General features: G+C 71.3%; 14 protein-coding genes. 10 read left to right on the top strand and 4 right to left on the bottom strand.

Going from position 1 to position 12,397, the window contains the following annotated elements; translation table 11 throughout:
• From AC31A1_RS34290 to AC31A1_RS34280, 3 genes are all read left to right on the top strand, one after another.
• The coding region (locus AC31A1_RS34290) for a TIGR03943 family putative permease subunit (RefSeq protein ID WP_489657051.1) at window positions 1–506 on the top strand (506 nt) is incomplete at its 5' end.
• A gap of 203 nt (window positions 507–709) precedes the next feature.
• Window positions 710–1,162 carry a phospholipase gene (locus AC31A1_RS34285; RefSeq protein WP_489657050.1) on the top strand — a complete coding sequence of 151 codons (453 nt, stop codon included), beginning with the start codon at window positions 710–712 and terminating at the stop codon, window positions 1,160–1,162.
• Window positions 1,163–1,285: 123 nt separating this feature from the next.
• The gene (locus tag AC31A1_RS34280; RefSeq protein WP_489657049.1) at window positions 1,286–1,876 is read left to right on the top strand and encodes a dihydrofolate reductase family protein; all 591 of its coding nucleotides are present in this window, start codon (window positions 1,286–1,288) and stop codon (window positions 1,874–1,876) included.
• A 35-nt stretch (window positions 1,877–1,911) separates the two neighbouring features.
• Here the strand turns inward: AC31A1_RS34280 and AC31A1_RS34275 are convergent, their stop codons facing one another.
• Entirely contained in the window at window positions 1,912–2,691 is a 780-nt protein-coding gene (locus tag AC31A1_RS34275; RefSeq protein WP_489657048.1) for a DeoR/GlpR family DNA-binding transcription regulator, read from the bottom strand.
• Window positions 2,692–2,815: 124 nt separating this feature from the next.
• Between AC31A1_RS34275 and AC31A1_RS34270 the strand changes: the two genes are divergently transcribed.
• Complete coding sequence (locus AC31A1_RS34270) at window positions 2,816–3,697, top strand: SIS domain-containing protein (RefSeq protein WP_489657047.1); 882 nt, start codon at window positions 2,816–2,818, stop codon at window positions 3,695–3,697.
• Window positions 3,698–3,731: 34 nt separating this feature from the next.
• Complete coding sequence (locus AC31A1_RS34265) at window positions 3,732–4,598, top strand: class II fructose-bisphosphate aldolase (RefSeq protein ID WP_489657046.1); 867 nt, start codon at window positions 3,732–3,734, stop codon at window positions 4,596–4,598.
• On the opposite strand, the gene AC31A1_RS34260 is transcribed toward AC31A1_RS34265, so the two are convergent.
• A complete protein-coding gene (locus tag AC31A1_RS34260) occupies window positions 4,595–5,728 on the bottom strand; it encodes a methyltransferase (RefSeq protein ID WP_489657045.1) in 1,134 nt (377 codons plus the stop codon). The genes AC31A1_RS34265 and AC31A1_RS34260 overlap by 4 nt on opposite strands.
• A 77-nt stretch (window positions 5,729–5,805) precedes the next feature.
• Between AC31A1_RS34260 and AC31A1_RS34255 the strand changes: the two genes are divergently transcribed.
• From AC31A1_RS34255 to AC31A1_RS34240, 4 genes are all read left to right on the top strand, one after another.
• Window positions 5,806–6,447, top strand: coding sequence for an alpha-ketoglutarate-dependent dioxygenase AlkB family protein (locus AC31A1_RS34255; RefSeq protein ID WP_489657044.1), 642 nt, complete (start codon window positions 5,806–5,808; stop codon window positions 6,445–6,447).
• A gap of 139 nt (window positions 6,448–6,586) precedes the next feature.
• A complete protein-coding gene (locus tag AC31A1_RS34250; RefSeq protein ID WP_489657043.1) occupies window positions 6,587–7,825 on the top strand; it encodes an ROK family protein in 1,239 nt (412 codons plus the stop codon).
• Window positions 7,826–7,944: 119 nt separating this feature from the next.
• Complete coding sequence (locus AC31A1_RS34245) at window positions 7,945–8,196, top strand: hypothetical protein (protein WP_033278775.1); 252 nt, start codon at window positions 7,945–7,947, stop codon at window positions 8,194–8,196.
• A gap of 10 nt (window positions 8,197–8,206) precedes the next feature.
• Window positions 8,207–9,388 carry an SPFH domain-containing protein gene (locus AC31A1_RS34240; protein ID WP_363100859.1) on the top strand — a complete coding sequence of 394 codons (1,182 nt, stop codon included), beginning with the start codon at window positions 8,207–8,209 and terminating at the stop codon, window positions 9,386–9,388.
• A 141-nt stretch (window positions 9,389–9,529) separates the two neighbouring features.
• Here AC31A1_RS34240 and ilvY read toward each other — a convergent pair whose 3' ends face one another.
• Window positions 9,530–10,381: an HTH-type transcriptional activator IlvY gene (gene ilvY / locus AC31A1_RS34235; RefSeq protein WP_489657042.1), complete on the bottom strand. Its 852-nt coding sequence runs from the start codon at window positions 10,379–10,381 to the stop codon at window positions 9,530–9,532.
• A gap of 88 nt (window positions 10,382–10,469) precedes the next feature.
• Between ilvY and AC31A1_RS34230 the strand changes: the two genes are divergently transcribed.
• Window positions 10,470–11,939, top strand: coding sequence for a ketol-acid reductoisomerase (locus tag AC31A1_RS34230; RefSeq protein WP_489657041.1), 1,470 nt, complete (start codon window positions 10,470–10,472; stop codon window positions 11,937–11,939).
• A gap of 14 nt (window positions 11,940–11,953) precedes the next feature.
• On the opposite strand, the gene AC31A1_RS34225 is transcribed toward AC31A1_RS34230, so the two are convergent.
• On the bottom strand, window positions 11,954–12,397 hold a 444-nt coding region (locus AC31A1_RS34225; RefSeq protein WP_489657040.1), incomplete at its 5' end, for a TIGR03943 family putative permease subunit.

The following is a 12,397-nucleotide window of genomic DNA, read 5'->3' as shown; positions in this document are numbered from 1 at the left end:
CCGCCCCCCGCATCGCCTGGCTGCTCTTCCTCCCCGCGCTCAGCCTCCTCTTCTACGCCCCACCCGCCCTCGGCGCCTACACCGCCTCCCACGCGGGCAGCGAGGCCGTCAAGAAACAGAAGGGGTTCGCCGCACTGCCCGCGACCTCACCCCTGCCGATGACCCTCACGGACTTCACCACCCGGGTCCAGCAGGACAAGGAACTGGCCATCAAGGGGCGCAGCGTCGAGATGACCGGGTTCGCGACGCCGGTCCGGGGCGGCGGCTGGGACCTGACCCGGATCATCTTCACCTGCTGCGCGGCGGACGCCCAGACCGTCAAGGTGCACATGTACGGCACCCCGGCCCCGCCCGCGAACACCTGGCTGGCCGTCACCGGGACCTGGCACACGCAGGGCACTCTCGGCACGCGAACCGCGGCGGTGGCCCTCGACGTCCACGCCACCCGGCCCATCGCCCAACCGGTCAACGCCTTCACGGACGACCTGCCCCTGACCCCGTCCTGAGGGGACGAACTCCGGCCGGCAGCAGGGGGTTACGCATCCCCTCTGCCGGTTTGTCCGCCGGGTTCATGTCCCGATCGCCTGGCATGTCCGAGAGTTAACGGGTCATTGGGGCACATGCGGTGTGAAGAGGGGGTCAACACGTAAATCATCTTGTCATGAACCTGCGTTCCGACGGGCGGATCGCGGTCTCATGGAGGTGTTGAATGCACCGCAGACTCGCCACCGGTCTCGCCGCCTCAACTCTGGCTCTGGCAGCCGTCTTCGCCACCGCGACAGCCGCCACCGCCACCCCCGCCGACAAGCCCCAGGTCCTCTCCGGCTGGACCCAGACCAGCGCGTCGAGCTACAGCCTCTGGGCCGCGGCCCGCGCCAACCAAACCGCCTGGTCCGCCTACGAGTTCGACTGGTCCACCGACTACTGCTCCGACTCGCCCGACAACCCCTTCGGCTTCCCCTTCGCCGCCTCCTGCGCCCGCCACGACTTCGGCTACCGCAACTACAAGGCCGCCGGCGCCTTCGACGCCAACAAGTCGCGGCTCGACAGTGCCTTCTACGAGGACCTCAAGCGCGTCTGCACCGCCTACAGCGGCGCCACCGCGACCACCTGCAACAGCACGGCGTGGACGTACTACCAGGCGGTCAGGGTCTTCGGCTGACGGACCGTCAACCGGCCTGGCGGCGCGGGACGTTGCCCCTCGGCGTCCCGCACCCCGCCGTCCGGCAAGGAGCGGGGACCGCGACGGCCGATGAGTTCGGGCGGTGCGGAAGGTCCACCTGACATGACTGACAAAGTGATCTCGGGAATGTCCATGTCCCTGGACGGCTTCATCACCGCCCCGGACGACACCCGTGCCAACCCCCTCGGTGTCGGCGGCGAACGCCTGCACCGATGGGTCCGAGACATGGACGACACCGACGCCCAAGTCCTCGCCGAGATGGCCGACGGCATCGGGGCCGTCCTCATGGGCCGGCATTCCTACGACGTCTGCGAAGGCGACGGCGGCTGGGGCGACGGAGGGCCCGTGGGGAAGGTCCCCTGTGTCGTACTCACCCACCGCGCCCCCGATCCGGCGGACGTCGTCGCCCCCGACGTGTTCACCTTCGTCACCGACGGCATCGAGTCCGCGGTGGCCCGCGCCAAGGAGACCGCCGCCGGCCGGGACGTCGGGGTCCACGGTGCGAGCGTTGCCCAACACGCCCTGAACGCTGGTCTGTTGGACGAGGTGCACATCATGCTCGTCCCCGTGCTGCTGGGCGCCGGCAAGCGGCTCTTCGACCACCTCGGCGGTCCCGTCGAACTCCGCCGGCTCTGGACGCGCGAGTCGCCGGACATCACCCACCTGCGCTTCGAAGTCCTGACCAAGCGCTGATCGGGTGTCTGGGGCGGCCCGGCGCGGCTCCGCGGTCACACGGCGACGACCTGCACCCCCGCCTCCTCGAACCGCCGCACCACGTCCGCCCCCACCCCCGCATCCGTCACCAGCGTGTTCACCGCCTGGGCCGAGCAGATCCGGGCGAACGCCCGCTGCCCGAGCTTGCTGGAGTCGGCCGCGACGACCACGCGCTCGGCGCGCTCGCACAGCAGCCGGTTGATCGCGGCCTCCGCCTCGTCGTGGGCCGCCGCGCCGTGCGTCACGTCGAAGGCCACCACACCCAGCACCGCCACATCGACGGTGATCTGCGAGAGCACCCCGTCGGCGAGCGGCCCGACGAGTTCGTACGACTGCGGGCGCGCGACCCCGCCGGTCAGCACGATCTTGAACTGGGGGCGTACGGCAAGCTCGTTGGCGATGTTGAGCGCGTTGGTCACGATGGTCAGCGCGGGCGTTCCGGAGGTGAGGTCGCTGCGGACGGCCAGGGCGCGGGCCACCTCCGTGGTCGTCGTGCCGCCGGTCAGGCCCACCGCCTCGCCCGGCACGACGAGTTCGGCGACCGCCTTCGCGATGCGCTGCTTCTCGGAGGCGTGCCGGGCGGTCTTGTAGCGCAACGGCAGTTCGTACGACACCCCGTGCACGACGGCGCCGCCCCGGGTGCGCACCAGCATCTGCTGCTCGGCGAGTTGGTCGAAGTCACGGCGGATCGTCGCGGCCGACACCGCGAGGTCGGCCGCGGCCTCCTCGACGTCGAGCCGACCGCGCTCGACGAGCAGGTCCAGCAGCACCTTCCAGCGGGCGTCGCGCGACATCCGCACTCTCCGTTCCTCGATTCTCCGGCGACCCTAGCGCACACGATCCTCACTCAATTGCTTGATTGTGCTCGAAAGCTCGCTATATCTTGCAGGAACAAGCATCAACGGGGAGGGGTACGGCATGACCTATGTCGAGGACGAGCTGAACAGCCAGCCCGAGTGCTGGATACGCGCCGCGGCGGAGGCGCCCCGATACCGGGACGTACTGCCGGCGCCGGGGGAGCGGGTCGCGATCGTCGGCTGCGGCACCTCGTACTTCATGGCCCAGGCGATCGCCGCCCTGCGCGAAGGCGCCGGCCAGGGCGAGACCGACGCCTTCGCCGCCTCGGAGTTCCCGCACGGGCGGACGTACGACCGGGTCCTCGCCCTCACCCGCTCCGGCACCACCACCGAAGTGCTCGAACTCCTGCGGGAGTTGAAGGGGCGCACCCGCACCACCGCGATCACCGCCGACCCGCACACCCCCGTCATGACGGCCGCCGACGACATCGTCGTGCTCGACTTCGCCGACGAACGGTCCGTCGTGCAGACCCGGTTCGCGACCACCGCGGTCACCCTGCTCCGCGCCCACCTGGGCCTGCACACCGACGCCGTGGTCACCGACGCCCGCACGGCGCTCGCCGCCGAACTGCCCCAACAGCTCGTCGCCTGCACCCAGTTCACCTTCCTCGGCCGCGGCTGGACCGTCGGCCTCGCCAACGAGGCCGGGCTGAAGATGCGCGAGGCATCACTGTCCTGGACCGAGGCCTACCCGGCGATGGAGTACCGGCACGGCCCGATCAGCATCACCACCCACGGCACCGCCACCTGGATGCTCGGCGAGGCGCCCGAGGGACTCGCCCAACAGGTGGGCGCCACCGGCGGGTTGTGGATCGAGGGAGGCCTCGACCCCCTCGCCGAACTCGTCCGCGCCCAGCGCCTCGCGGTCGCCGTCGCCGCGTACCGCGACCTCGACCCGGACCGCCCGCGCCACCTCACCCGCTCGGTGATCCTCGCCCCCTGAAGCCCCGGTACTCCAGGTCAGGAAAGGGAAGACCGTGCCCCTCGTCACCACCGGCGAGCTCGTCACCCGCGCCGCCGAGGCCTGCTCCGCCGTCGCCGCCTTCAACATCATCACGCTGGAACACGTCGAGGCCGTCATCGCCGGCGCCGAGTCCACCGGCGCCCCTGTCGTCCTCCAAGTCAGCGAGAACGCCGTCAAGTTCCGCTACGGCCGCCTCCTCCCGCTCGCCCGCGCGGCCGTCGCCGCCGCCGAACGGGCCGCCGTACCCGTCGCGTTGCACCTCGACCACGTCCAGAGCGACGACCTCCTACGGCAGGCACAGGCCGCCGGTTTCAGCTCCGTCATGTACGACGCGGCCCGCCTGCCCTACGCCGAGAACCTCGCCGCGACCCGCGCCGCCGCCGACTGGGCACACGCCCAAGGGCTGTGGATCGAGGCCGAGTTGGGAGAGGTCGGCGGCAAGAACGGCGAGCCGCCCCGCGACGCCCACGCACCCGGCGCCCGCACCGACCCCGCCCAGGCCCGCGCCTTCGTCGCCGACTCCGGAGTGGACGCGCTCGCCGTGGCCATCGGCAGCTCGCACGCCATGACCACCCGAACGGCCACCCTCGACCACGACCTCCTGAAGCGCCTCACCGCCGTCCTGGACGTCCCCCTCGTCCTGCACGGCTCCTCAGGAGTCCCCGACGACGAACTGACCGCGGCCGTCACCGGCGGCATCACCAAGGTCAACGTGGGCACGGCCCTCAACCAGGCGATGACCGGCGCGATCCGCACGTTCCTGGCCGACCACCCCGAGGCGGTCGACTCCCGCACGTACCTGAGCGTGGGACGGGAGGCGATGGCGGAGGCGGTGGCCCGGATCATCGGCGTGCTCGCCGGGGGCGGACGGTCGGGCTAGCGCTTGACGGCCTTCAGCACCACGAACTTGGCGTCGCTGGCGACCAGTTGACTGTTGCCGAAGAGCCGCTTCAGCTTCACGTGGTAGGCGAGATGACGGTTGCCGATCACCCACAGCTCGCCGCCCGGCCGCAGCGCGCGCCGCGCCCCGGAGAACATCCGCCACGCCGTCGCGTCGGTCGTCGCCTGGTGGGAGTGGAACGGGGGATTGTTCAGCACGAGGTCCACGCTGTCGGCCGGGACCCCGACCAGCCCGTCCCCGACCCTGAACTCGGCATGCCCGGGTGCACCGTTGGCCTTGTAAGTGGCCTCCGCCGAGGCCACGGCCTGGAACGACTCGTCCACGAACAGGACTTCGGCCTCCGGATCGGCCAGCGACACCGCCGTACCGACGACACCGTTGCCGCACCCGAGGTCAACGACCTTGCCGAGCCCACGACTTGCGGGCAGATGCTGGAGGAGGAAACGAGTCCCGATGTCGAGGCGCTCGGCGCAGAACACACCCGCGTGATTGACCACGGTCCGCCCCGAGACGACACCGATGCCGTCGGGCAGCGCGTAACTGTGCGGCCAGGGATTGGTGCCACGTGCCACCGACGACCGGGGCGTGCAGTGGATCAGCCGGGCCTTCTTCTCGGCCAGTGAGGTCCGGGTCGGGCCGAGGATCCGCTCGAACAGCTTCAGCGTCGAGGTGTGGATCTCCTTCACCATGCCGGTACCGACGACAACCGTGTCCGCGTGCACCGCGGGCGCCAGCCGCAGCAACTGGTCCTCCAGCAGCGCGAGGCTCTTCGGCACCCTGACCAGCAGCACGTCGACACGCTCGGGCGGCGGGTCCTGGGTGGTGAGCAGCCGTACGGAACCCGCGACGGCCTCGTTGCGCGCGAGGTTCGCCCTGGTCGCCTCCTGAGTCAGGAACGAGTCCGTGATCTGCACCGGACCGTGCTCCGCGAGCGCCGTGGCCAGGGCGCCCCAGCGGTCGCCCACGATCACGACCGTGCCGGACAGCGGGGTGTCCTGTTCCGCGAGCTGCCGCAGAAGGTATTCGTCGGAGGCGTCCCAGGCGCGCAGCCGGTCGCGCGGGTCCTCGGGGAAGCGGGCCAGGGCGCGGTCGCCCCACGGAGTCGTCATTCGGTCGATATGGTCGTCCATCGTGCGCCAAGGCTAACCGAGTGCCAGCTCATGGCCGGTCGGGGCAGGATGGGGCCATGGACGCCGAGCTGTTTCCGAGGGCCCGTACGGAGATCGCGCCGGGCGCGGTGCACGTGCCCGACTGGCTCTCCCCGGACCAGCAGCGCGACCTCCTGACGGCCTGCCGCGAGTGGGCCAGGCCTCCCGCCGGTCTCCGCACGGTCCACACCCCCGGCGGCGGCACGATGACCGCCCGGCAGGTGTGCCTGGGCTGGCACTGGTACCCGTACGCCTACTCCCGCACGGTGACCGACGGCGACGGCACCCCGGTGAAACCCTTCCCGGCCTGGCTCGACGACCTCGCGCAGCGGGCGGTCACCGACGCGCTGGGGACGCCGACGGCGTCGTACGACATCGCCCTGATCAACTTCTACGACGGCGACGCCCGCATGGGCATGCACCGCGACGCCGACGAACAGTCCGACGCCCCCGTGGTCTCCCTCAGCCTCGGCGACACCTGCGTCTTCCGCTTCGGCAACACCGAGACCCGCACCAAGCCGTACACGGACGTCGAGTTGAGGAGCGGCGACCTGTTCGTGTTCGGTGGGGCGTCGCGGCTGGCGTATCACGGGGTGCCACGGGTGTACGAGGGCACGGCGCCGGGGGAGTTGGGACTGAGGGGGAGACTTAACGTGACGCTGAGGGTCAGTGGCTTCTGAGCGGGGGATGCGTTTCGAAGGGGCGCGGGGCTGTATCGATATGCGGCTCCGCCGCGTGGGCGCGACAAGCCCCCACCGGCCGTCACGCTGAACGCGACCCCCAGCGGCACTCTGGACGGATCATGGGAGACTCGCCCTCATGAGCGGCAAGGCGGACCCCCGGCCGGCGGGGGATGGGACCACCTCAAGGGCACGACTGGACCGGGGCCGCGGAGCGCTGGGCCCCGCGCTGGAGCTCGTGCACACCGGCCGCGCCCCCACCCGCGCCGTACTCACCGCAGAACTGGGGGTGACCCGCGCGACGGCCGGCGCGGTCGCCGCCGAGCTGGAGGCCCTCGGCCTGATCAGGGTCGACGCCAGGCCCGGGGCCGCGGCCGGTTCGCAGGGCCGCCCCTCGCACCGGCTGGCGCTGGCCGAGGACGGACCCGTGGTCCTCGCAGCCCAGGTGCACGCAGACGGCTTCCGCGCCGCACTGGTAGGCCTCGGCGGCCAGATCGTCGCGACGGCCCCCGGCTGCGAGGCCGTGGACGCCGACCCGGCGAAGGTGCTCGGCTCGGTGGTGGAGGCCGGCGCGGATCTCCTGCGCGAGACCGGCCGGCGATGCGTCGGCGCCGGCCTCGCCGTACCGTCCGCCGTGGCCGAGCCCGAAGGACTGGCGCTGAACCCCCTCCACCTGGCCTGGCCCGCAGGCGCACCCGTGCGGCGGATCTTCGCCGAGTGCGTGCGCGCGGCCGGCCTCACCGGACCCGCGTTCGCGGGCAACGACGTCAACCTCGCCGCGCTCGCCGAGCACCGGCACGGCGCGGGCCGCGGCGCCCGCGACCTGCTGTGCGTGGCGACCGGACACCGGGGTGTGGGCGGCGCGCTGGTGCTCGACGGGCGTCTGCACACCGGGAGTTCGGGCCTTGCGCTCGAAGTCGGGCACCTCACCGTGAACCCCGAGGGTCGCCCCTGCTACTGCGGCAGCCGCGGCTGCCTGGACGTCGAGGCCGACCCGCTCGCGTTCCTCACCGCCGCCGGCCGTGAGCCCGGCCCCGAGGTGTCCCTGCTTCAGGAGTCCAACGAACTGATCCGCCACCACTACGACGACCCGTCCGTCCGGAAGGCCGCCGAAACGCTCATCGACCGGCTCGGACTGGGGCTCGCGGGCCTGGTGAACATCCTCAACCCCGACCGGATCATCCTCGGTGGACTGCACCGCACCCTCCTCGACGTCGACCCCGACCGGCTGCGCGCGGTCGTCGCCGACCGGAGCCTGTGGGGGCAGAGCGGGGGCGTGCCGATCCTCGCCTGCACCCTGGACCACAACAGCCTGGTCGGGGCAGCCGAGTTGGCATGGCAGCCGGTCCTCGACGACCCGCTGGCGGCACTGTCCTGACCGCGGGCGGTGCCGCCCGGCGGACGCCGCGGAAAAGGTGTGTGGTGGGCCCGTTGGGTCCGTGACCCGAGTGGGTCTATCGTCGGAAACCTAAGGCCAGAGGATGGAGGCGGCCGGTGATGCCGCAGGACGAGCCCGTGATCGGATGCACGGGAGAGGTGATCATCGAGACCCGGGGAAGCGCGGGCCCCGGCGAGATCCTCGTGCGGGTCCGGGGCGGCTCCGAGACATTCCTGGCCTGGTCGGATGATCCCCTGCCCACGGGGGCCAGGGTGCTCGTGATCGAGTCCCGTGGACGTCGTGCTGTGCACGTCATCGAGTGGGCGGATCCATTGGACGCGCTGGACGGCGAACCCGCCGGCGCAGAGTGAGGAGCAAGACATGTTCGGTTACCGCGTTCCCGCCCCCGATGAGGCGATGCTGATCTCGGGTGGCAGGCGGGGACTGGGGGGCGCGCCGTTCCGAGTGGTGACGGGGCACGGAAAGTTCGTGCTGCCGGTATTCCGCAAGACCCGCTTTCTCACGTTGTCGATGTGCGAGGCCGAGGTCACCGAGACCTGTGTGACCCGCCAGGGCATCGCGCTGCACGTCCGCGCCGTGATCGCGTTCAAGGTCGGCAACGACACCGAGAGCATCATCAACGCCGGCCAGCGCTTCCTCTCCGACCAGGACCAGATGTCGGTGCTGACCGGCCGCATCTTCGCAGGTCACCTGCGGTCCATTATCGGCTCGATGACGGTCGAGGAGATCGTCACGGAGCGGCAGAAGCTCGCCGCCGAGGTCCTGGACACATCAAAGGTCGAGATGGCGAAGATCGGCCTGATCGTGGACTCGCTGCAGATCCAGTCGATCGACGACGGCGAGGTCGGCTACATCGAGGCCATGTCCGCGCCGCACAAGGCGGCCATCCAGCGGCAGGCCCAGATCGCTCAGGCCCAGGCCACCCAGGCATCCGTCGAGGCGGAGCAGGTGGCGGCCCGCAACCAGGCGGAGTACGCCCGGCAGACCGCGGTGGTCAAGGCCGAGTACTCGGCCGAGGTCGACCGCGCCCAGGCGCAGGCCGCGCAGGCCGGACCGCTCGCGCAGGCCCACGCCCAGCAGGAAGTGCTCGCCGCGCAGACCGAACTGGCCCAGCGGCAGGCCGAGTTGCGCCAGCAGCAGCTGGTCGCCGAGATCGTCAAGCCGGCCGAGGCCGAGGCCCAGCGGATCAAGCTGCTCGCCATCGCCGAGGCGGACCGGATGAAGATCCAGGCCGAGGCGGCGGCGTCGTACGACCGGGTCGCGCTCGACCGGATGCTGATCGACCAGCTTCCGCAGATCGTGAAGGAAGCGGCGGGGGGTCTTGCGGGGGCCAACGTCAACGTCCTCAACGGTGCGGACGGGCTCGGCGAGATCGCCGCGGGCCTTGTCTCGCAGGGCCTCACGATCCTGGACTCGGTCCGGGGGAATCTGAGCGGGTCGGACCCCGACGGGCGCCGGCCCGGTGACGAGGTCAAGAACCTGCTCCAGTTGCAGGCGAAGAAGGACGAGAAGAAGAACGACGGGCCGGTTGACCTCGACTAGGCGCTCCGCTGGGAGTTGTGGGCGGTGTGCGTTGTCGGTTTGCTGCGGCGCCGTTGTGGCTGGTCGCGCTCGCGCGGCGGTAGCCGCAGATCAAATGCAGCCTCGCGCCCCTTTCGGGGCGCTCCAGCACAGGCCGTCGCTCTACGCCGCCGTGAGGCTCCACAGAGCCGCCACCAAGGGGCGGCGTAGGTCCGTCCGGCGTACGCACAGGCCGATCGGGAACGGTTCCGGCGGGGGGTCCGCCGGGATCACCGTCAGCCGTTCCCGTACGGCGCTGTTCTCCAGTACGAGGCGGGGTACCACGCCTGTTCCGCAGCCCAGGGCGACCAGGGTCAACAGGCCTTCGTGGCCGTCCGGTTCGCAGGCCACGTCGGGTGTCGTGCCCCGGGTGCGGAACCAGCGGTCGGCCGCCTCGCGGACCAGGCCCCGGTGCGGGAGGACGAACGGGCCGTCGAGACCCGGGTCGGGGCGGTCGAGGGCGGTGACCAGGACCAGTTCGGTCACCGCGACCGTCCGGCTCACCAACGGCTCGGGCAGCCGCGCCGGGATGCCCGCGACCGCCACGTCCACTTCCCCCTCGTCGAGGCGGGCCAGCGCGGCCGCCGCGTCGCCGGTGCGCAGATCGAGCCGTACCTGAGGATGCGCGGCCCGGAAGGGCGCCAACAGGTCGGGCAGCAGGGCCTGGCAGGCGGTCACCGTCGCGAACAGGGCCAGCCTGCCCGTGAGTTCGGCCGGGTCGGGATGCTCCTCGCGGTAGGCACGCCACAACTCCAGTGACCGGACGGCGTATTCACGGAAGCGGTGCCCCTCCGCGGTCAGGGAGACCCCGCGCGCCCCGCGGTCGAAGAGCCGGTGTCCGAGGTCGGCCTCCAGCCGCTGCACGGTCCGGGTGAGGGTCGCCGGGCTGACATGGCAGTCGAGGCTCGTCCGCCCGAAGTTCAGCGTCTGCGCCAGATGCAGGAAGAGCCGTAGCTCCCTGTGGTCCTCCCGCATACCGTGACCTGGCCCTTTCACCTCACGCAACAGCCCGCTGCACAGGTTGCGCTTGCCGCAACGCTCGCCGGGAGCCTACAACTCCACCATGACCTCGACCACGTACACCTCCGCCGTCTTTACCCTCGAAACGATGGACGTGCCCGGCGGCACGGAGACCATCCTGCGCGGCGGCCGGCACCTCTTCCCGCTGCTCCCGCAGGCCTTCGCCGGTGTCCGCCGCATCGGCGTCATCGGCTGGGGCCCGCAGGGCCGCGCCCAGGCCCGCAACCTGCGCGACTCCCTCGCCGGTACGGACATCCGGGTGAGCGTCGGCCTGCGCCCCGGCTCGGCGTCCGCGGCCGACGCCCGCGCGCACGGCTTCACCGAGGAGGACGGCACCCTTGGTGACTGGCTCGCGGTCACCGCCGAGAGCGACCTGGTGATCCTGCTCATCGCGGACGCCGCCCTCGCCGCACACCACGAGGAGATCTTCGCGGCGCTCAAGCCCGGCGCCACCATCGGCCTCTCGCACGGCTTCCTGCTCGGTCATCTCCGGGCCACCGCTGGGGAGTTCCCGGCCGGACACGGAGTCATCGCCGTCTGCCCCAAGGGCATGGGCGACTCCGTGCGCCGGCTCTACGAGCAGGGCGCAGAGATCAACGGCGCCGGAATCAACAGCAGTTACGCCGTCCACGCCGACCCCGACGGCAGGGCCACCGACCGCGCGCTCGCCTGGTCGGTCGCGCTCGGCTCGCCGTACACCTTCCGCACCACCCTGGAGAGCGAGTACCGCTCCGACATCGTCGGCGAACGCGCGATCCTGCTCGGCGCCGTCCACGGCATCGTCGAGAGCCTCTTCACGCGCTACCGCCTGACCGGCGACGACGCGGTCACCGCGTACGAGCGCTCCTGCGAGAACGTCACCGGACCCATCGCCCGCACCATCTCCCAGGCCGGACTCCGCGCCGTCCGCGAGGAGTTGGACCCGATCGGACGAGAGGTCTTCGACCGTGCGTACTCGGCGACCTACGGCCCCGCCCGCGAGATCGTCGCCGAGATCTACGACGAGGTCGCCGACGGCACCGAGCTGCGCAGCGTCGTCCTCGCCGAACGGCGGCTCGGGGCACGGGAGATGAGCGGGATCGGCGGTTCCCCGATGTGGGCCGTAGGAGCGGAGGTGCGGGCGCGCCGGGCCGAACGGGCCCTGCCTGTCGAGCCGTTCACCGCCGGAGTGTTCGTGGCGACGATGACCGCCCAGGTCGACGAGTTCGCCGAGCGCGGCCACCCCTGGTCGGAGATCGTCAACGAGTCCGTCATCGAGGCCGTCGACTCCCTGCTGCCCTACATGCACGCCCGGGATGTGGCCTATATGGTCGACAACTGCTCCCGTACGGCCCGCCTGGGCGCCCGGCGTTGGGGCCCGCGCTTCCAGGCGGCCTACGAGCAGATCGCCTACCCGGCGTCCGAACTCCCGGCGGAAGGAGCCCTGTTGGAGGCCTTCGACGCCCACCCCATGCACGAGGCCCTGGCCGCGGCGGCGAAACTGCGCCCCTCCGTTGACATCTCGGTGGCCTAGCTCAGCAGCCTGGCTCAGCGCGAGGCCGGGAACGGCAGGGCGTCCTGGTAGGCGTTCACCGGCTTGGCGACCTTCTCGACGGTGACGCCGTCGAGTGCGGCCACGGCGGAACTCGTCCCCAGGGTTCCGCTCGCGTGCCAGGTCCCGGTGATCGTCACCCAGGTGTTGGCGGACAGGGCCGGGATGCCGTAGACCCGCACCTTGATGGACTGGGCGTCCGCCGCGCAGCACGAGATCATGATGCGGGTCAGGTCCCAGTAGGCGGACCCCTTGTCGGGCGTGACGAACCCGGTCATCCGGACGGTGCGGCCCTTGATGGCCCGCTTGCGGTCCTGCTGCACGCGGGTCGTGAAGTCCGTGAGGGTCATCGGCAGCGGCGAGGTCGTGGGCAGCGGATCGAAGGTGTCCTGCACGGGGACGGCCTTCGTGGCGGCGCGGGAGGCGGTGTAGGCGCCGAG

The sequence above is a fragment of the Streptomyces sp. P5F9 genome, from assembly GCF_057961495.1.
The sequence above is the reverse complement of the archived record's forward strand: the minus strand, read 5'-3'. Positions and strand labels throughout refer to the sequence as shown.